This is a genomic window from Candidatus Accumulibacter propinquus, from assembly GCF_056856495.1.
Map to the genome: position 1 here is coordinate 1479078 of NZ_JBSEHC010000003.1, position 19083 is coordinate 1498160.

Consider the following 19083-nt stretch of genomic DNA (forward strand, 5'->3'; position numbering starts at 1 on the left):
CGTTATTTCTCCTCGGCCTTGTAGAAGCCCATGAAGGCCTCGATGAACAGTTTGGCGTGCTGCAGGGTTTCGGGGCACTGGATCTGCCGGACGACGTGGCCGAAGAGCTTCTCGAAGCAGACGTCGACGTGATTGCGCGCACGGGCGTACGCCACCTTGGCGGTCAGCATCTTGATGTAAGGCGCCAGTTCCCGGTAGCGTGCCTGCCGTGCCTCGGCGTTCTGCTCAAGGCCCACCTTTTCCTGCCACATGACCAGTTCGTCGTAAAACTTGCGCAACTGCGTGGACTTGTTCTTCGTGCCTTCGCCGGCGGCCGCCACGATGCGCGCCTTGTCCTGCGCGATATCGGCGAAGATGAGTTCGTTCAGGCCTTCGCCGAACTTGATGTCGCTCAGTTCGATCGTGGGTGTCGTCCTGACGGCCTGATGCGGTCTCGTGTCGGCAGCGCGTGGGCCACTGCCCTGGTAGCGTCCGTTGGTCATGGTTTCCTCACTTAACGTTGTTTGTAGAAGTGGTTGAAAAGGGGAATACGGTAGGCGCCGCGCAAGCGGGCGATGCCCCGCTCGCCGAGCGAGCCGGCCAGTCGAGCCTGCGCCGTCTCCCGCTCGGCAAACTTCAGCTTGTCGACGACGTAGCGGCGCGTGCGATAGGCAAAGCGGCTGCGCCAGATCGCCGATTCGGGGTTGCCGGTGTCGCAGGCGAGACGGATCAGGTCCAGCAGCCCATAGAGGTAGCTGGTGCTCAGGCGGTAATCGTTCGCGAGCTGTTCGAGTTCGCTCTGGGCTGCGCTGACCGTCGGCCAGTCCGGCCAGGCGATGCGCTGACCGAAGAGGGTGAGGGAATTCTTGCCGCCGCCCTTGGCTGCTTCGAGCGCTTCTTCCGCCTGGCTGGCCAGGGTGTGGATGGGCAGCCCCGGTTTGCTCATCACCATTCCGGCCGAGAAGTGGATCTCCGGGTTTTCTGCGACGTAGGTCCTGAACTGCGCCGCCATGTCGGCAGCCAGTTTCTGCGTGCTGTGCCAGGGACCGATCAGGAAGAAATCGTCACCACCAGCGAAAACGGTGTAGGTATCCGGATGGTTTTCGGCACAGTAGGCCGGCAGCCACACCGCGAAAAAGGCGTTCATCTGCCTCGACAGGGCGGCCATTTTGGCGAAGGTGGGTTCGGCGAGGCCCTTCTGGAATACCAGACCGAGGTTGTCGACATCGCCCTTGAGCGTCATCAGGGCGCTTTGGCCTTGCCAGCCGCCGCGCTCGTCCCGCGGTTGCCGGTCTTCACAGGCGATGTGGCCGAAGGTCTTGCCGGCTCCCGGCTCAATCGCTGAACCGTCGTCTTCCGCAAGCTGGTCCGCATACTTTTCCCTGGTCCATGGGTTGACTTCAGCGAACCGGGGCACGTAGGCATTGATGTAGCGTCGGGCATAGCCGTGCCAGAGGGTGTCTCGAAGGTTCTCCGGTAGGCTGAAGTCCCAGCAGCGTCGCAGTGCGCCGGATTGCGCCAGCGGCCCGAAGCGGCCGGTAGCCTCTTCGTTGCCGGTAAAGGCGATCCGGTAGTCGAATATCGCCGTCTCCAGAGTGACGATGCCGTCGGCACGCAGCTCGCTGTCAGCGTCGACGATCAGCAGCCGGGATTTTCGGGCGAGCTGCGTGCCGAGAGCGATCTGGTCGCGAGAGAGTGCTGCTGAGCCCCGCTCATCGGCCGGCAAGCGTGAATTGTAGGGGCAAGGACCGTCAGGGTAGGTGACGGCGAAGACGCGGGGGGCGTCGCCGACCAGCTCGAAGCGATGGAGTTTCGCGGCTTCGAGGTCGCCGAACAGTTCGTCGATCAGTGTCCGAAAGCGACCCTTGAGGAAATCGTTGCAGCTTGCCGCCTTGCCGATCAGCCCCAGACCGGCGAGTCCGAAAGTGTGCTGCAGGAACCATGCGTTGAGTTCGCTGCGCGTTGCGTCGAGGCGGTCGCGGATTCCCTGGGTGTTCGGGGCGACGATCAGGAACTTGCCAGCAGCGTTGATGATCTGGGAGGTCGCGGGCAGTTCGCAGGCTTCGAGCACCTTGAGGGCGGCGACTTCGGTGAACAGCGAGACCTGAAATGATCGGCCACGCAGCAAGCGGGCAGCACTGCGGTTGGTCTGGGCGCCATCCGCGAAGATGAACTGCTGGATCCCAAAGAAGTCGCCCTGAATGAGGAGAAACTTCTCGTCGTCCCAGTCGGCTCGACTGGCCAGTGCCTCGCGCGCTGCATCGCTCGTCTGGCCGAACTCCTCGTGCCAGCGCCACAGCGCAGTGGCCAGCGCCGCCGTGGTCTTGCTGTGATCATAGAGCGAGACATCGGGCTTTACACCAAAGGCTGTGGCTGCCGGGATGGCGTGCGTGAAGGTTTGCCAGGCCGTATCGAAGTGGTCCAGCCAGAGTGGCCACTGGCTGCGGTGAGTGCGCGGGATCGATTCGAGAGCCTGGAGGAATTCCGTCCAGAGTAGCCGGTATTCGGCCTGAGCAGGCGGATCGCGTTCCGGCTCGTAGCCTTTGCGCGGGACTGGAAACAGGGATTCGGGCGTCAACGCCCGCAATGGGTATCTCCATTGCAGGCTTTCGGGCGTCACACGCGCGCCTCGCGCGTCGGAGAGCCTGATTTGCTCGAAGAGGGTTAGCTGACGCGCCTGGTAGTGGTTGCGCCCGGTGCTCGTTTTGTCCTCGCCAGCGTTGTAGCGCTCGAATTCCTCACGTTCGAAACCGGATGCCACGCGGTCTGCCGTGGCGATGATCCACTGCAGGAAGCTCACGGGCCTATGGTGCATGGCCGCAGCGTTGACCAGCGAGTCGGTGATGTCGCAACCGCCCTGTCGGCTGGCAAAAGGCGCCATGTCAGAAAGGATCAGGTCAGGAGCCGTGCGCTCGACCACCTCGAGCATCAACGCCGTCCACGCCGCGTGCCGGTGGCTGTGATAGCGCTTCTCGCGAAATGGGCAGTAGTTGGTCAGATGGGCGTCCAGACGATCGCGGTCGATGTCGGGCAAGGCGGCTCGCTCGGCAAACTTTCCCAAATCGTGCAGAAGTGCAGCAAAAGCGACGCGACAGCCGCGTCCGAGCAGATCGTTTCCGTCGTTCATGATGTTTTTCGTGGTCCCTTTTTCAACGCTGATGGTTATCGACACGAATATCGCCACGCGAACTTGGCAGCACTGCCTGCCGAGTCGTGCGATCAAACCGGAGCATACTGCAAGAAGGCCCTACCGCTGTCGTCGGCAAGCTTGCGATTGTCAATTGCTGCACGTCCCCTCTTTTACGAAGAGTTGGGGCCACACCCTGGTGCATGAATGGCTTCAGGCACTGGCTGAATTCGAGCGAGTTGGGGCCAGCTCGGGCGTGGCTGAATCGACAGGACCAAACCAGATGGCCTCTGACCGGAGTTCGAGCCGGTAGCGCCGAGGCCGGCTTCCGCCGTCGCTGATCAGGTAGGGCTCGGCGGCTGGGCCGAGTTCTCGCCTGAGAATCTTCTTGAGCTTCGAGAGGTGCGCCGAGAAGTAGCCGCCGTCCATGCCCAGGCGCAGCGCACGCTCGGTTTCGTCGAGGTCCTTCATCGGCCCGGCGATCCAGCGCAGTTCGACGAGGTATCGCAGCTTCCAGTCGGCGTCGGGGAGTTCCTTGGCCGGTGCCGGCAATGGCGCTTCGCCGCGCAGCGCACGCCGGGCGAAGACGCTGAGCAGGGCGAGTTCGGCCGGCGGCAGTGCGAATGCCTTGCCGGCGGCACGCACGCGGCGCGCTTCGAGGTCGATCTGCAGTTCGGCGGGCGCGAGCGCGTGGCGGGCGGCTTCGACGGTTTCGTTGTAGCTCGCGCGCCCGGTGAGCAGCGCTTCGGGCAGGCCGTGGCGCAGGCTGACGAAGGGCAGTTCGGCGAGCGTGACCTGCGCGCTGGCGCAGTCGACCAGGCGGCCGCCGGGCATTTCGAGCACGCGGCTGCTCGGCGTCGGGTAGTAGAAGCCGAGGCTGGACTCGAAGGGTTCCGAAACCAGGACGTGCGAGAGCTTGTCCTGCGGGCGGCCGTAGAGCGACAGCGCGTAGCCGAGAAAGAAACCCATCGTCTTGCGGCCGCCGGCGATCGAGACGTGCAGTGCGCAGTCCGGGTCGGCGGTGAACTCGCGGATCAGGGCGGTGATGCCGTCGGCGGCGCGGCGGTTGTCTTCCGGCGAGCGGATGTCGTCGAGCGGCCTGCCGTCGGCATCTTCGAGGACGTGGATGGTGGCGGCGGTGAAATCGATCGGCGGCAGCGCGTAGTCCCGGCTGAGGCGGTGGAACCATCCCGGTTCTTCGGAGAGCAGGGCCAGGCGGGCCTTTTCGGCGCCACTGCGGGTGGTGATCAGGTGCATCTCGGTGGGGATGAACGCGTTCGTCGTCGGGGCAACGGCGAGGGCGTAGAGGGTCTCGGTGACGATCTGCGGCGACAGGCCGGTGACGGCGACGAGAATGCGGCGCGGGAACTGGTCCGGTTGCTGGCGGGCGTTGAGCATGGCGGCGAAGGAATGACCGTGGGAACGGCAGGGATTGTCGCCGTTTTCCCGCGCCGTGGACGAACGGCAAGCTTGCGGTGCCGGGGTCGGCGGGCTTACTTTCCGGCCCGGTCCCGACCCCTCGGCCAGGTTGCGCCTGGGTCGTGAAGAGGCCAGCGGTCACGTGCGCAAAGCCGGGCTGTCGCGGTTCATCGAGGATGCTGCCCGCCGGCGGATGTTCGATCGGACGGTTCAGGGCGTGCAGGCACGCCAGGGCTATAGCCCGTACTTGATGACATCCTCCCGGTCGCCGCACTGATAGTGGGTCACGCAGTTCTTGAGAGAACAGACACTGGCCGTCTTGATGGCGACCTGTTTGCGCTGTTGGCACAGTTTTTCGGCGGTGGTGCGGACCTCCGCATTGGACTTGTCGGAATTCGGGTGGTCGAAGGTCAGGTAGTTGGTGTCTTCATTGAAACTCACAAGCAAGTTTTCGGCGCAGCTTGTGAGCAGGAAGGTCAGCAGGAGTGCACGCAGGATCATTGGGGTGGCGATAAGGGATGGGGTAATCGACATGACGCCCGAAAGCATTCTAGGCGTCGGGTTTTGCCTGCCTGGCGTCTTCAATGGTCACCCGCAGCGGCGAGCGCGGGTCGAAGTGCAGATCCCTCTGCGGGAAGGCCATGGCGATTCCTGCTTGCTCGAACTTGCGGTTGATCGCCTTGTGCAGGTCGGTCATCGCCTTGCTGCGGTGATCGAGATCGTCGACAAAGGCGCGCAGGGTCAGCATCAGCGAATTGTCTCCGAAGGCGTCGAAGCTCACGCTGGGTTTCGGATCGGCGAGGATGTGCTCGTGTTCGTCCGCGGCCTCGCGCATCAGCGCGTGCGCCTGGTCGATATCGGTGCCGTAGGCCACGCCGACGCTGACCTTGACGCGGGTGACCTGGTCCGACAGCGACCAGTTGAGCAAGCGGCCGGTGATGAACTCCTTGTTCGGCACCACCAGTTCCTGGCGGTCGGCATTGCGGATGGTCGTGGCGCGAATGCGGATCTTGGTGACCACGCCATCGGTATTGCCGACGGTGATCAGGTCGCCAACCCGTACGGGCCGCTCGAACAGGATGATCAGGCCGCTGATGAAGTTGGCGACGATCTCCTGCAGGCCGAAGCCGATGCCGACGCTCAGCGCGGCCGCCAGCCACTGCACCTGTGACCATTGGGCACCGAGCGTATAGAGCGTCAGCAGGGTGCCGCCGGCGACGATGCCATAGGTCGTCAGGGTGGTGGCGGTATAGCGACTGCTGGAAGTCATGTGGAAGCGCTCCAGCAGGATCATGTCGAGTACCCCCGGCAGTCGCCTGGCGAGCGTCACCGTGCTGATCAGATAGATCAGGGCGAGGCCGAGATCGGCGAGGGTGATCGGCAGGCGTCGTTCCTCGCCATCGACGGTCGCCGCGCGGGTCCACAGGGTGATGTCTTCGAGTATCGTCAAAGCCGGGAAAACGGCAGACCAGATGGCGTACAGGCCGGCCAGAGACAGCAGGGTGGTGACAATCCCGAGCAGTTCGCGGCTGTCCTCGCTCATCGCCGCCAGGTCGAAGTCGACGTACGCGGGCTCGGCGGCGGCCTCATCGACATCCGCCGCCGCGCTGGCAGGCTCCGCGTCCGCGGCGGCTCGTTCCTTGTAGGCCTTCCTGAAGGCGGCACGCTGGCGGAGCAGCGTCAACCAGCGCCAGGCCAGGCCATGCAGCAGAACCATGCCGCAGGCCAGCCACAGGGTCAGCAGCACTGAGTTCATCAGGATCACCGCAGAGTAGATGTATCCGTTCAGGGTCAGGGCAAGGACGACCAGTGGCGCGGCGACCAGGGCGGTGGACCAGAGGGGTTGCAGGCGGAAGAACAGCGCGGCATCAGGCTGCCGTCGCAGATGCGTCAATACACCACGCCGTGGGTGAAACACCTGATACAGGAACCAGGCCAGCGACAGGGTGACCAGCAACAGCGCCAGCCGCGCAACGATGCCGCCGGTGATTTCCGGGTTCAGGTCGAGTGCCAGTCGTCCGATGAGGTTCGCCGGGATGAACACCCAGAGCAGGCGTCCCAGTTCCACGCGCAATCGGTGTGCCACAGGCTCGGGCCACTGCAGATGCGCCGTGGCCAGCCCCCCGGGGAGGCTGATCGCGCGTAGCGTGAGCAGGAAGTAGATATTGCACGCGACCCGCGTCAGGCCGGCACCGACGGCGTGCGAGATCGTGGTGCCGTGCTCCTGCCCTTGCAGCAGCGCGCCGGTGACCGCGAGCAGGAGGGGCAGCGGCAGGGCCAGCAACAGCGTCCAGCCCAGGGCACGCAGGGTGTGGTGCAGGTCGTCGCGGTCGGGTCTGCCGATGTGCTGCGCGGTACCTTTGATCCTGCCGGTCAGGGCTCCTTGCTTCCCGGTCAGGACGAGAGCCAGCAGCACGCTCAGCCAGAAGACGAGCGACGGAGCGACCTGTTGTTCGACCGCCCGGATAAGTGCCGACCAGCGTGTGGGTGCGAGCAGTAGCCGTACTTCTTGCGGCAGTCGATCAAGGTCCGCGAACTGTGTTCCGGACTGTGTCCCGAGCCAGAACAGGTGTTTTTCGAGAAAGCTGTCGTAGCGGCGTGCCGTCTCCAGCAGGTCACTTTCGGCGGCGCGCAGCTTGCGCAAGCGCTCCAGATACATCGCCTCGGTTTCCAGTTGCTGGCTCAGCAGGGCCTGCCTCTGCGCGATCAGGGCCTGCAGCGTGTCGTGCAGGGACTCGGCCTGTTCGGCGGGCAGTCCGGCGGCGAGTGCGGCCACGGCCGCGGGCCGGTTGGCGACGCGCGCCGCTTCGTCGAGGTACCGCAAACGTCGCACGTTGACTTCGGCAATCTTCTGCGCGAGTTCGCTGCTCTTGCGTTGATAGACCTTCAGATCCGGCAGCGCCTGGCGGTGCGCCAGCAGCAGCGGCCCGAGTCCGGAACTGAGCGCGCTGATTTCCGTCGCCGCCTGTTCTCGTCGGTGATTGGCGCGAATCCGTTCGGCCATCTGTGCTGCCTGTGCCTGCTCCTTTTCCAGCGTGTCGAGGGGTATCGTGACCGCATTCAGCTCTCTGGCGAGCACCAGGTTCTGCTCGGCGAAGGCCGCCAGGGTCGGGCTCAGCCCGGCCGTCGTCTGCAGCATCCGCTCCGCCGCCTGTACGGCCTGCTGTGCCTGCTCTACCCGCCGGGCATTGTTGAGGGCCTTCAGGTTCTGGACGCGCTGGCCGATGCGATCGATCTTGACCGTCTTCTCGTCGCGTGTGGCCGCGAGCAGATCCCATTTCATCGGCAGGCTGAGCAGTTCCTGGTCAAGCGCCTGGAGCAGGGCGCTCTGCGCGACATATCGGGTTTCCTGGCTCCAGCGTCTGGCTTCGATCAGGATTTCCGGCTCATCGGTGGCGGCTGCGCTCTGCAGTGCGGCAGCAATCGCCCGCTGCTGCTCCTGTGCCGTCGCGAGCGCCTGGCGGATCGCCGTCGGTCGGATCTCCTGATAGGCCAGTTGTCGCTCGATGTCGGCGCGCAGCGCCTGGACGGCCGCCAGGTCGGCTTCCTCCCGCTTGAGATCACGTTCGATCTGCACGCCGCTGGCGGCCGAGTTGGCGGCCACGGCTGACGGCGGATCGGCAGCCTTCAGGGCGACGCTTCGCTGGCGGGCGAGATCCGTCTCCTGGGGTGCCGTTCGCCTGATCTCGGCGAAAGCGTCGGCGCGCGCCGTGTGGGAGTCGATTTTTCCGAGGTTGCTCAGGGCGTCGCGGTAGAGGGCAATGAGACTGGCGCGGCCCTTGGCATCGAGTTCGGGGTTGCGTTCAGCCTCGCCGATTTTCGCGTGCAGCATGTCGGCGGTCACCAGCATCGGTGGCGCGGCACGATTGCCGTCCGCCGCCGCCACGTTGTCCGACGCAAGCCCGAAACAGGCCAGTGCGAGCACGAGTAGAACCGGGCGGATGCAGGCTTGCACGATGATCGTGCCGATCAGCAAACGACGGAAGCGGGCGATGCAAGACCGTGCCTGCCGGTTGGTCGGGGCATCGTCGGTACGGTACGCCTGGCTGGGGTTCACCCGGCGGATCTCCTGCCGGGAATGCGGCTGGTCGTGGGCTCCCGATTGGTCGGCACGGAGGTCGACACCCGAACCAGGGCACAGGCTTCGGCTGTCGGCAGGAAAGGTATGCGCATCGCACTGGCTCTTGAAGTGTGTCGTGCGCATCATAGCCGCGCTCTGCGCGTTTGTGGTGGAACGGGCCATTGTCGCGGGGTGGCAAGCTGGTGTTTTCGGAGAGATCAGACACGTCCAGCACACTTGACTCCGCAGTGCGTGGCGTTTCGCTGTCGCCCCTGTGCCTGTATGGAGCAGCACAACGCAAGAAGCCCCGCCGAAGCGGGGCTTCCAGGGAACCGCGGGAGCTGATTATTGCTTGCGGCGGCGCGATGCGGCGAGGCCGGCGAGGCCGAGGCCGAGCAGGGCCAGAGCACCCGGCTCGGGAATCCCATCGGAACCGGCACGGTTGGACAGCAGTGCGTAGTCGAAGCCGTAGAAGTCAACCGAGGCGTTGCGGTCAATGACTACGTCCAGTTCCCCGGTGCTGTTGATGGAAGTCAGCACGGCCGCATCCAGGTCGAAGAACCGGACCAGGGTGTGCGGGAAGCCGTCATTGAAGGCCCAGTTCTGGACGATACCGTTGAACGTCACGGCCACGGCACCGAACGTGCTGGCCTGGAAGTCAGCCATGTCGAACCACATGCTGCCCTGAGTCCAGCCGCTGCCCAGGCCGGTGAACTTGAACGTGGCTACGGTGCCCGGTTGCGGACCAAAGCCGGGGTGGGTCGTGCTGTAGGTATCGGTGTATTGGGCGCCGTTGGTGGCCGCCGCTTCCGCAGCGCTGCGGCCATCGTAATTGGCCGTGAAGCCATTGAACGTATGGTCGGCATTGTCTGGAATCCCGGCGCCATAACCATCGTTGTCACCGATCAGCCAGGTGGCGGCTGAAGCCTGGCCAACAGTCAGAGCAAAAATGCTCAAGGCAAGTAGTTTGCGCATGGTCCTGTCTCCTCAAAAAGAACCGCGTGTGTTCGAGCACTTGGCCAGATCAACCTTCAGATTGCGTCAACCGACCGAAGCTGTGTGATAAAAAGCACACTTCATGCCAAATAAACCAACTACTTGAATGATTGTGAACAACTGGTCGACGCTGAGAGCGGATGCGACGCTGAGTGTAAGATTTTTCGACAGAATGAAGTGTCCGAAACGCTCTCAGGTCGGCGCTCGGCTGCCGTCGATTCATGGGCCCATCCAGGCGTCGAAATCTGCCGCTTGACGTCTGCATTGCGTGCCCGCCATACTCGCGAGGTGTTACCGAGTTTCCTTTCCGCCACCCTGGTTACGATTCTGGAGGAAGCATGAACAGTCGATTTTCGAATACTGCGGCCGCGCTGGCGGCGACCGTTGTCCTGGCCTTCACCGCGGTGTCGCCTGTTGCTGCGCAAGGGACGGTGGCGCTCGATGGCAACGCCAGGCAGGCTTATGGCAAGCTGGTGGCCTCGGTGCCGGCGGCACGGGAACTCGGCAGGCAGGCAGTTGCGGTGCTGGTGTTTCCCAAAATCACCAAAGCCGGCCTGGTGGTTGGTGGTCAGTATGGTGAAGGCGTCCTCCTGCGCGGCGGCAAGCCGGCCGGTCACTACAGCACCACCGGAGCATCGTACGGGCTGCAGGCAGGTGCGCAGCAGTTTGGCTACGCGATGTTCTTCATGAACGAGAAGGCGCTGAACGCGCTGACCGAGACCGATGGCTTCGAGGTCGGAGTCGGGCCCAGTGTGGTCGTGGTCGACGAAGGCATGGCCAAGGCCAGCACGTCGATAACCACCAAGGACGACATCTATGCTTTCATTTTCAGCCAGAAAGGGTTGATGGCCGGCATCGGCCTGCAGGGCAACAAGATCACGAAACTCGCGAAGTAGCCCGGCGAAGCGAATGGTGCCGTGCCGGCGTGGTCGGCACGGCGATCAACGCTTCTTGCGATCCTCGATCTGCCGCCGCAGACGTTCGACTTCCTGGCGCCGTGCCTCGGGAGTGCCCCACATCACCGGTTGTCGAGCAGCGGCGGCGCGAGCGGCCTGCTGACGTTCCCGTAGCGCCCTTTCTTCCGCAATCCTTGCGGCCTCCAGCGCCTCTGCGCGCGCCACCGCGCGCTCGGCGGCGATGGCGGTGGTGCGCGGGTCCAGTCCGCCGAGAGCGAGATAGCGGTCGATGGCGTAACAGACCTGTTCCCATCCCCGGTGCTCCGGCCGTTCCGGCAGCGAAAACTCGTTGATCAGCGGCAGGTTGAGCGCCGCATAAATCGGCAGCCACTGCTCGTCGCCAGCCACGCGGCGACGCACCGCGAGCTTGGGATTGAACTGATACCAGCCAATGGTGAAACGCATGAACAGCGCCCGGTTGTAGGCGTAGTCGCGGTTGATTTCGTTGCGGGCCAGGACGCTCGACAGGTGCTGGCGCTTGTTTCGTTCCGGGCGCACGATGTTGGCCGGCAGGTCCTGCCAGGCTTCGAGTAGGGTTTGCGCGTCAAAGGCGCCGTTGGCTCGCCGCTGGCGGTGGGTGAAGCGCGACTTGAAGAGCACCCACAGCGTCTGGAAGATGAAATATTCGGACAGGTGCCGGTCGATGCGCACCAGTCGTTCGCCGGTATTGACGTCGATGCTGGCCGGCGCCAGTTGCTCGTAGAGGGCGGCGAGTGGGCCGCGGGCAAATTTCGAGTCACGGAAAGCCTCGCGCAAGGCCCAGTGCAGGGCGTTGTATCCGTAGTGATCGACGGCTTCGCGGTCGGCGCCGCGCGCGAGCAAGGTTTCCACCAGTGGCACGTTGCCGGCCGCCGCCGCGGCCATCAATGGCGTCTGGTTCATCGGCAGCCGGTGGTCAATGCCGTGGCGCTCGCATTGCTGCAGGATGTCCTTGAAATGGTTGGCGAAGTAGGGCAGGTAGGTCTTGCGTCCGAAGGTCGCGCGCTGCTGCGCGAAGTATTTTGCCTGCTCGAATTTCGCCTCCGTGACCAGCCACTCGGCGAGTTGCGGTTCATCGAAACAGGTGGCGTATTCGTAGAGTTGCTGTTTCAGCTTGCCGCCGGGAACTTGTTCGCGGAACACCTTCACCAGAAGTTCGACGACCTTGTCTTCGTTGGCCACCGGCCAGGGGACCGGCGTCTGCTTGAGGATCGTGCGGCGAATGGCCTCGGCCTGTTCCTGCTTGCCCTGGAGTTCCAGCTTGCGGGCTTCCCGCTGCCAGTCTTCGAGGGTCGATTGGCGGGCGTCGACCGTCACCTGGCCGAGGTTCAGGTCGAGTAAGCCAAAGAGCGCATGCCCGGTGTCGGACTCAATGACGTAGATATTCTTGATGGCGCGCGTCAGCGCCACGTACAGGGCATTGACGAAGAACTTGTAGACCTCCAGCGACTTGTCGCTCTTGTCCCTGGCGCGGCGGTAATCGAGCGTTTCGACGGCCAGATCGGCCTTGGCGACGCCTTCGACGATGTCGCTGAACTCGCTGCGGTGATCCGAGATGAAGCGGTAGAGGACGATGTTCTCGTATTCGAGGCCTTTGGCTTCATGGATCGAGAACAACAGCGGCGTCGCGAAGTGCTTCCTCGCCTCGGCCTTGTCTTCGTCGCGCATCACCAGTACGGCGAACTGGGTGGACTGGCGGATTTTCTGGTCGAGTTCGCGGGTCGTGGCGTCCTTGTCGGGCATCAGCGCCACCTGACCGGCCTCGCCGCCGATGGCCTGCACCAGGAAATTGCTCTCGCGGTCGATCGAGCCGAAGCGCTTGTGCTTGATTTTCAGCAACTGGTTGGCGACGCGTGTGGCCTCCAGTCCGTTGCGGAAGTTGGCCGTGAGCACATGCAGTTCCTGTCTCTCGGCGAGTTTGGGATCTTTCCAGAACAGACTCTTGACCTGACTCCAGGCGAAGAAGTTGGGATGCACGATCTGGTTGGAGTCACCGCAGAGCAGGAAGTGGCCGGGTTTCCTCAGTGTCTTGAGGACCAGAGCCAGTTGCACGGTGGTGATGTCCTGCACCTCGTCGATGACCACGAAATCGTAGCGCGGCGCGGCCAATGGCTGCCAGTCCTGGGCGACCAGATTGAGGTCATAGAGCTTCGCCTCGGCCAGCCAGTGTCGATACTTCTCGAACAGGTCATACAGCTGGTCGCGCTGATCGGCGGGGAAGATCGACTGCCGCACGCCGAGCGCCAGATAGGCGTCACGCGTCAGCACGCCGCCGGACCCGGCCGTCAGCACGCCGCGAATCTCTTCGAAGACCTGATGTGCGTCGAACTCCCGGAAGGTCTGCCGGAAACGTCCAAACCAGCCGGCGAAATCGCGCCAACTGGCTTCCCGACCGGGTGGAACGTGGATCGACTCGATGAACTCCCGGTAGGACAGGAATACCGCCTCCTGCCCGCCGTGCTCGAAGCCCTGGGCGTAATAGAGGTCGCGGGCGCTCTGCGCGAGGTAGCTTGAATGCGTGACGTAGAGCACCTCGCCTTCGGCGTGTTTGAGTTTTTCGAGGGTCAGGGCGGTCTTGCCGCTGCCGGCGCAGCCGACGACGATCAGCGGTGGCGGTCGGCGATAGATGGCGTCCTGCGTGTCGTCGAAGGAGATCGGCTTGTCGAGCAGATGAATCGCCGTTCGCTCCGGATGCAGGTAGCGTACCGGCTGTGCTTCGCGGATGGCGTCTTCCACGCCGATGTCGGGAACCTTGTCATCGTCGATGGCTGCGCCGCGCAGAAAGCGCGACTTGTCGTAATCGTGATTGACGATGACCTCGAGCATCAGGGCACAGACTTCGTCGCCGTGGCGAACCAGCGAGAACAACAGCCGGTTGCTGTCGTCGAGGCGGGCGCGGTAGAACTTGCCGTGGCCGAGATTGGCGAGCTTCTTGACCTGCGCGGCGCGGAAGTCGTGGCGGGCGATGGCGTCGGCCACCTTGCGGTAGCTGGCCTTGACGCGGGAGGTGTCAAGACCGGTATATTCAAGAATCTTCATGGTCGGCCAGGATGGTCAGGCAGTGTCCAGGCGCAGCGGCGCCGGGTCCGACACGCCTCGTCTCAGGCGCGCACGATGCGTACGCTGTCGGTGCTGCCGGCGCGCGGCCCGGCCCAGCCGAAAACGAGCGCCACCAGATCGCCTTCGCGGACGATGCCCGCCGCCCGTGCGGCCGCGATCGCGAGCCGTATCTGTTCCTCGCCGTTGAGGTTTTCGGGGACTACCAGCGGTCGCACGCCCCACACCAGGCAGAGCCCGCCGAGCACCTGCGGGCTGGGCGAGATGGCGGCGATCGGTACCCGCGGCCGGAAGGCGGCGACGCGATGCGCCGTTTGACCGCTGCGCGTGGGACACAGGATCGCGGCCACGCCGAGGTCTTCGGCCGCCTGCACCGCGGCGTGCGCCACCGCCCAGGCGACGCGGTCGGCGTCTGCGCCGACGCTGGTGGCCGGATCGACGCGGTCGCGCGGCCAGCCTTCGGCCGATTCGGCGACTTCGCTCATCATGCGCACGGTTTCTCCCGGGAACAATCCGACTGCCGTCTCTTCCGAGAGCATCAGCGCGTCGGTGCCGTCGAGCACCGCGTTGGCCACGTCATTGACCTCGGCGCGCGTCGGCAGCGGCGAGCGGGTCATCGATTCCAGCATCTGCGTGGCGGTGATCACCGGCTTTCCGGCCTGGTTGCAGAAGCGGATGATCTCCTTCTGGAGGAGCGGCACGCGTCGCGCCGGCATCTGGATGCCGAGATCGCCGCGTGCGACCATGACCCCGTCGGCGGCGTTGATGATCCCCGCGAGGTTGTCCACCGCGCTGGCGGTCTCGATCTTCGCGATCAGGGCCGGCCGCATGCCGCGCCTGGGGAGCAGGGCGCGCACCTGCTCGACGTCTTCGGCACGGCGGACGAAAGAAAGTCCGAGGAAGTCTACCTTCGCGGCAACCGCCATCTCGAGTGCACGGGCGTCGCGGTCGGTGAACGGATCGACGTGCTCCTCGGCACGTGGCAGGTGCATCCCCTTGCGCGAGCGCAGCGTACCGCCGCGCACGACTTCGGTGCGCACGTCGTCGCCCACCGCTTCGAGTACGCGCAGCACGATCGCGCCGTCGGCGAGGTAGACGTCGTCGCCGCGGCGTGCCCATTGCGCGAGCGCGGGCAGGGTGGTGGCGACGTGCTGGGCGTCGCCATGGCCGTCGTCGTGGCCGCTGAGTACGAACTCCTGACCGCTTTCGAGTTCCACCGCGTCGCCCACGACCAGACCGCTGCGGATCTTGGGGCCCGGCAGATCGACCAGCACGCCGACGCTGCGGCCGAGAACCTGCGCCAGTTCACGCGCCTGGCGCGCGTTGTTGCTGTGCGTGTCCATATCGGCGTGCGCCGCGTTGAGGCGTACGACATCGACGCCGGCTTCCAGCAGTTGTCGCATCGGCCCGGGTGCGGCAGTGGCCGGGCCGACTGTGGCCACGATCTTCGTTCGGCGCATCACGTACTCCTCGATCGCTTCGACATCCCGTCCTGCCGGGGCGCGTGCGCGCGAAAGTCCGCAGCAGAACACGGGATATCCAGGGTAAAGCCCCCGAGTATAGGGAGCAGAGACACGCACCGTCAATCGAAGTACGGGCCACGCATGCGCTTTATGGCGGGGATCGGCCTTGCCTGGCAGCACCCGCGTGCGGCGCGACCGCTGTTCATGGCACAAGTTCCGGTGCTATATTGAGCGCTTGGGAGATGGCGTTCGGCCGTCAATGCGTTCGGCCTGGCCGCTTTGGCACCAGCTTTGCAGGGTAGCGGTATGTGGAAATCAATCCTTGCCATCTCGACCGGTGCCGCGCTCGGCGCCTTGTTGCGCTGGCAACTCGGCCTCAGGCTCAACAGCCTCTTTCCGACGGTGCCCCCCGGCACACTGGCTGCGAATCTGATCGGCGCCTACGTCGTTGGCCTGGCCGTGGCGTTCTTTGCGTCATTTTCAGCGCTCTCGCCGGAATGGCGTCTGCTGGTCATTACCGGCTTCTGCGGTGGGCTGACGACGTTCTCGACGTTCTCGGCCGAACTCACGACCCTGCTGCAGGAGGGAAGGATCTCCTGGGCGCTGACCGCTGTTGCGGCGCATGTCGTGGGATCGGTGCTGATGACCCTGGCCGGGATTGCCACCGTCGTCTGGGTGAAGGCGTCAAGCTGATGCGGTTGCATATTGCCGACAGCGGCGTGCAAGGACAGGGCGGGGAGGCAAGCATGCAAGGTTCATTCCTGAGATTCTACGTGAACGCGGCCCAGGAGCATCACGGCGTTCTGTTATGGGAGTGGCTGCTCGACACAGGCAACAAGCTCGGCATCCGGGGCGGGTCGGCCTTTCGGTCGATCGGCGGTTTCGGGCGACGGCATACCGTGCACGAAGACCGATTTTTCGAACTGGCGGGAAGCAGTGGCATCGAGGTCGAATTCGTCGTGACGCGTGACGAAGAGCAACGGCTTTTCGATCTGGTCCGTCACGAGAAAATCCGGATCTTCTACACGCGCATTCCTGCGCACTTCGGAGTGATCAATCCGGATGACCAGGATCCTGCCGGCGAGACGACCGAAGATTGACCGCACCAGCGAGTGCCCATGGTGATGTCTCAACAGCCCGGCAGCACATTGCCGGGCAAGGATTGCAACAACTCTTGAATAGCCACCGATCATGACCAGCAACAAATCTCCTGGCGGCGTCGCCAGTTCCTACGCAATGCTTGTCCTGGCGCTCTCTGTCGGCGTCGTGTTCCTGAACCTCGGCAGTTTACCGTTGGCTTCGCTCAATGAAGCCCGCCGCGCACTGCCCATTCGGGAGATGTTTCTTTCGGGTGACTGGTTGATTCCGACCCTCAATGGCGAGTGGTATATCGTCAAGCCGCCTTTCTATTATTGGATCGCGACTGCCCTGGCCACCGCGATCGGTACCGTCAATGAGTGGGTGGTGCGTTTTCCGGCGGCTGTCGCCGGACTGCTGACGCTGGCGCTGTGCTACCGGGCCATGATTCGATATGCGTCGCCGTGGGCAGCCATCTTTGCGGTGCAAATCCTGATTGCCAACAGCGGCTTTGCCGTGCATGCGCGCAGGGCCGAACTTGAGGGCCTCCTGACTTTGTTTTGCTTCGCCTCGCTGCTCTGCGCGTGGCGTTATCTTGAGGAAGGCGCGGCCCGCACCTGGGGGGTTGCGAGTTATGCCCTGCTCGGTTGTGCGGTGATGACCAAGGGTCCGGTATCCCTGTTGTTCGTGACCCTGCCGCTGCTGGTGTACGCCTTTGTTCAACAGGACGCACGCGGCAAGAAATTGTTGCGTGACCCGCTGGGCTGGCTGATCCTGCTGCTGGTGGCCCTGCCCTGGTATGGGCTGATTACGGAAAGGATCGGGTTCGATGCCTGGCAACCGATCCTCAAGCGCGACATCGTGCAGAAGATTAGCGGCCATGTGGAAAGCGAGCCATTTTATAGCTATCTCCAATGGATCGCCGGGGCGTTTTTCCCGGTACTCCTGCTGTTGTTCTGGAAGCCGAGGGAAACGATTACCGGCTGGTGGAAAAACAGGACCGAGTGTTTGTGGCTGCTCTCTTTCGTATTGCCGGTGATCGTCTTCACGCTGTTCAAGGAAAAGCACGCCAAATACCTGTTGCCGGCCTATCCCTGCCTGGCGATGTTGCTTGCCACCAGACTGGCTGCTTACCGCGAACTTGCCGGGCCACGTGTCAGGAGGGTCGTCGAGTGGGCTGGCCCGGTGTTGGGTTTCTGTTTCCTGGGATATTTTGCCTGGGGTGAGGAGCGGTATTTTGCGCAGCGCTACCAGGTGCTGCCCGAAATTCAAAGATTCATGGCACCGCAGCCCGCGCAGTTGCCGCTGTTTTCGGAAAAGAATTTCGATGTGCGAGCGATCTATTATATCGGCCGAACGGTGAAAGAACTGCCGGATTCCGACCTGAAGGCGCGCTATCAAGCTTCCGCGCAGGGTCTGTTTTTCTTTGAGGAATTGCCGAAGGAATGGCAACCGTCAAGGAACTGTTTGCTGAACGATTTTGATCCGTTTATCAGGAAAGGTCAGCATGTTTTTGTTTACCGCAATGGCAGTGACTGCACGCCGGTGTCGATGGCCCCCACCTCCGGCGGTTCCTCATTGCCCAGAAATCCTTCGGCCGCGGAGTTGCGCTCATGACTGTCCCATCCATTTCAATACTGATTCCAGCCAAGAACGAAACCGCGAACCTGCCGGTCCTGCTGGGTGAAATCCAGCGCGCGATGCAGCCGCGCGAGGATTATGAGGTGCTGGTGGTCGATGATGGCAGCACCGATGGGACGTTTGCCACCCTGCAAGAGGTGCAGCGTGATGGTTTTGCGGCCCTGCGCATCTTTCGGCATGCCCGTTCGCTGGGTCAGAGCACATCGCTCTATCGCGCGGCTCAGCGGGCGCGTGGATCATGGCTGGTGACACTGGATGGCGATGGTCAGAACGATCCGGCCGATATTCCGCGTCTGTTGGCCCTGGTGGAAGGGACGGAAGGTGATCCGGCAGGGATCAAGCTGCTTGCTGGTCACCGCGTCAATCGTCGCGACACGTTCATCAAGCGGATCTCCTCGCGGTTTGCCAATGGGCTGCGCGCGTGGATCCTGCGCGATGATACGCCCGACACCGGGTGTGGCCTGAAGGTGATCGCGCGCGACGTGTTTCTGCAACTGCCATATTTTGATCACATGCATCGTTTCATTCCGGCCATGGTGCAACGGCATGGTTTTCGGAAAATGGTGGTCCCGGTCAATCATCGCCACCGCATTGGTGGTCGTTCCAATTATGGAACGATTGACCGAGCGCTGGTCGGCATCGTTGATTTGTTCGGCGTGTCGTGGTTGTTGTTGCGAACCCGGTTGTACTGCGCTACTGAAGAGGCGGAATCAGCGAAATGACTACTGAGCAGATGTGGATTGGTGTGGGTTTGTTGGGGCAGGCGGTCTTTACCGGTCGATTCGCGTTGCAATGGATTTATAGCGAGATTCGCAAGGAAAGTGTGATTCCTAAAGGCTTTTGGTACCTCAGCCTGGTGGGCAGCGCCTTGTTGTTGTCGTATGCCCTGTATCGTGAAGACCCGGTTTTCATCATTGGCCAGTCTTTCGGATTTGTGGTTTATATTCGCAACCTGCAGTTGATCTTCAAGCGGCTGAAGAGCCAGGATGCTCCGGCGGACTAGGGTTTGATGGTTTCCCCGGGGGAGTCGGCGTTTGCTGCGCTGGCCGCCATCCAGGCTTCGTAGCCGCCTTGCCGTGGGCGCGCTGCGTGGTATCCGGCATCGAGCAGGTACCGGGCGGCCTGGATGGGAGCCTGCATCTTCCATCCCAGCCAGCTGGCGACAAGACCGGTCGTGATCAGGAGGGCGCCATCGGCGTGCTGATCGAGCACGCTGATGGCGCCTTGCACCGCGCACTGCAAAAGCCAGCCGGCGCCAAGCGCCAGGGCTGCCCACAGCCCGGCGCCGCTGCCTGAGACCACGAGAAAACACTTCAAGGTGGCGCTCAA

At 63.4% G+C, this 19083-nt stretch carries 15 protein-coding genes; 6 read left to right on the forward strand and 9 right to left on the reverse strand.

Going from position 1 to position 19083, the window contains the following annotated elements:
• Positions 1 to 2: 2 nt before the first annotated feature.
• From csm2 to AC15MQ_RS12600, 6 genes are all read right to left on the reverse strand, one after another.
• Entirely contained in the window at positions 3 to 482 is a 480-nt protein-coding gene (csm2, locus tag AC15MQ_RS12575) for a type III-A CRISPR-associated protein Csm2 (protein WP_287666156.1), read from the reverse strand.
• Between the two features lie 11 nt (positions 483 to 493).
• A complete protein-coding gene (gene cas10 / locus AC15MQ_RS12580) occupies positions 494 to 3106 on the reverse strand; it encodes a type III-A CRISPR-associated protein Cas10/Csm1 (RefSeq protein ID WP_483080297.1) in 2613 nt (870 codons plus the stop codon).
• Between the two features lie 213 nt (positions 3107 to 3319).
• Positions 3320 to 4504, reverse strand: coding sequence for a CRISPR-associated ring nuclease Csm6 (csm6, locus tag AC15MQ_RS12585; protein ID WP_483080298.1), 1185 nt, complete (start codon positions 4502 to 4504; stop codon positions 3320 to 3322).
• Between the two features lie 255 nt (positions 4505 to 4759).
• Positions 4760 to 5074, reverse strand: coding sequence for a hypothetical protein (locus tag AC15MQ_RS12590; RefSeq protein WP_483080299.1), 315 nt, complete (start codon positions 5072 to 5074; stop codon positions 4760 to 4762).
• A gap of 1 nt (position 5075) precedes the next feature.
• Positions 5076 to 8732 (reverse strand): mechanosensitive ion channel domain-containing protein, encoded by a 3657-nt coding sequence (locus AC15MQ_RS12595; RefSeq protein WP_483080300.1) that lies wholly within the window; start codon positions 8730 to 8732, stop codon positions 5076 to 5078.
• A gap of 198 nt (positions 8733 to 8930) precedes the next feature.
• Positions 8931 to 9560 (reverse strand): PEP-CTERM sorting domain-containing protein, encoded by a 630-nt coding sequence (locus tag AC15MQ_RS12600; protein ID WP_287654329.1) that lies wholly within the window; start codon positions 9558 to 9560, stop codon positions 8931 to 8933.
• A 359-nt stretch (positions 9561 to 9919) separates the two neighbouring features.
• Between AC15MQ_RS12600 and AC15MQ_RS12605 the strand changes: the two genes are divergently transcribed.
• A complete protein-coding gene (locus AC15MQ_RS12605) occupies positions 9920 to 10477 on the forward strand; it encodes a lipid-binding SYLF domain-containing protein (protein WP_287654328.1) in 558 nt (185 codons plus the stop codon).
• Positions 10478 to 10522: 45 nt separating this feature from the next.
• Here the strand turns inward: AC15MQ_RS12605 and AC15MQ_RS12610 are convergent, their stop codons facing one another.
• On the reverse strand, positions 10523 to 13555 hold the full coding sequence (locus AC15MQ_RS12610; RefSeq protein ID WP_483080301.1) for an ankyrin repeat domain-containing protein: 3033 nt from the start codon (positions 13553 to 13555) through the stop codon (positions 10523 to 10525).
• A gap of 62 nt (positions 13556 to 13617) precedes the next feature.
• Positions 13618 to 15033, reverse strand: a complete 1416-nt coding sequence (pyk, locus tag AC15MQ_RS12615; RefSeq protein WP_287654326.1) for a pyruvate kinase — start codon at positions 15031 to 15033, stop codon at positions 13618 to 13620.
• Between the two features lie 309 nt (positions 15034 to 15342).
• On the opposite strand from pyk, the gene crcB reads away from it, so the two are divergent.
• The 5 genes from crcB to AC15MQ_RS12640 all read left to right on the forward strand — a co-directional run bounded on the left by crcB (position 15343) and on the right by AC15MQ_RS12640 (position 18757).
• Complete coding sequence (crcB, locus tag AC15MQ_RS12620) at positions 15343 to 15729, forward strand: fluoride efflux transporter CrcB (protein ID WP_287654325.1); 387 nt, start codon at positions 15343 to 15345, stop codon at positions 15727 to 15729.
• A gap of 53 nt (positions 15730 to 15782) precedes the next feature.
• A complete protein-coding gene (locus AC15MQ_RS12625; protein ID WP_287654324.1) occupies positions 15783 to 16136 on the forward strand; it encodes a DUF190 domain-containing protein in 354 nt (117 codons plus the stop codon).
• Positions 16137 to 16227: 91 nt separating this feature from the next.
• Positions 16228 to 17730 (forward strand): ArnT family glycosyltransferase, encoded by a 1503-nt coding sequence (locus tag AC15MQ_RS12630; protein WP_483080302.1) that lies wholly within the window; start codon positions 16228 to 16230, stop codon positions 17728 to 17730.
• Positions 17727 to 18476, forward strand: coding sequence for a glycosyltransferase (locus AC15MQ_RS12635; protein WP_287654322.1), 750 nt, complete (start codon positions 17727 to 17729; stop codon positions 18474 to 18476). Before AC15MQ_RS12630 ends, AC15MQ_RS12635 begins: the two co-directional genes overlap by 4 nt.
• A complete protein-coding gene (locus AC15MQ_RS12640; protein WP_287654321.1) occupies positions 18473 to 18757 on the forward strand; it encodes a lipid-A-disaccharide synthase N-terminal domain-containing protein in 285 nt (94 codons plus the stop codon). The genes AC15MQ_RS12635 and AC15MQ_RS12640 overlap by 4 nt, the downstream gene beginning before the upstream one ends.
• Here AC15MQ_RS12640 and AC15MQ_RS12645 read toward each other — a convergent pair.
• Positions 18754 to 19071 (reverse strand): hypothetical protein, encoded by a 318-nt coding sequence (locus AC15MQ_RS12645; protein ID WP_483080303.1) that lies wholly within the window; start codon positions 19069 to 19071, stop codon positions 18754 to 18756. The genes AC15MQ_RS12640 and AC15MQ_RS12645 overlap by 4 nt on opposite strands.
• Positions 19072 to 19083: the final 12 nt, after the last annotated feature.

Excerpts from the sequence above, each read along its gene's own strand:
- csm2 (WP_287666156.1), bottom strand. The coding sequence starts at position 482 with ATGACCAACGGACGCTACCAGGGCAGTGGCCCACGCGCTGCCGACACG.
- cas10 (WP_483080297.1), bottom strand. The coding sequence starts at position 3,106 with ATGAACGACGGAAACGATCTGCTCGGACGCGGCTGTCGCGTCGCTTTT.
- csm6 (WP_483080298.1), bottom strand. The coding sequence starts at position 4,504 with ATGCTCAACGCCCGCCAGCAACCGGACCAGTTCCCGCGCCGCATTCTC.
- AC15MQ_RS12590 (WP_483080299.1), bottom strand. The coding sequence starts at position 5,074 with ATGCTTTCGGGCGTCATGTCGATTACCCCATCCCTTATCGCCACCCCA.
- AC15MQ_RS12595 (WP_483080300.1), bottom strand. The coding sequence starts at position 8,732 with ATGATGCGCACGACACACTTCAAGAGCCAGTGCGATGCGCATACCTTT.
- AC15MQ_RS12600 (WP_287654329.1), bottom strand. The coding sequence starts at position 9,560 with ATGCGCAAACTACTTGCCTTGAGCATTTTTGCTCTGACTGTTGGCCAG.
- AC15MQ_RS12605 (WP_287654328.1), top strand. The coding sequence starts at position 9,920 with ATGAACAGTCGATTTTCGAATACTGCGGCCGCGCTGGCGGCGACCGTT.
- AC15MQ_RS12610 (WP_483080301.1), bottom strand. The coding sequence starts at position 13,555 with ATGAAGATTCTTGAATATACCGGTCTTGACACCTCCCGCGTCAAGGCC.
- pyk (WP_287654326.1), bottom strand. The coding sequence starts at position 15,033 with ATGCGCCGAACGAAGATCGTGGCCACAGTCGGCCCGGCCACTGCCGCA.
- crcB (WP_287654325.1), top strand. The coding sequence starts at position 15,343 with ATGTGGAAATCAATCCTTGCCATCTCGACCGGTGCCGCGCTCGGCGCC.
- AC15MQ_RS12625 (WP_287654324.1), top strand. The coding sequence starts at position 15,783 with ATGCAAGGTTCATTCCTGAGATTCTACGTGAACGCGGCCCAGGAGCAT.
- AC15MQ_RS12630 (WP_483080302.1), top strand. The coding sequence starts at position 16,228 with ATGACCAGCAACAAATCTCCTGGCGGCGTCGCCAGTTCCTACGCAATG.
- AC15MQ_RS12635 (WP_287654322.1), top strand. The coding sequence starts at position 17,727 with ATGACTGTCCCATCCATTTCAATACTGATTCCAGCCAAGAACGAAACC.
- AC15MQ_RS12640 (WP_287654321.1), top strand. The coding sequence starts at position 18,473 with ATGACTACTGAGCAGATGTGGATTGGTGTGGGTTTGTTGGGGCAGGCG.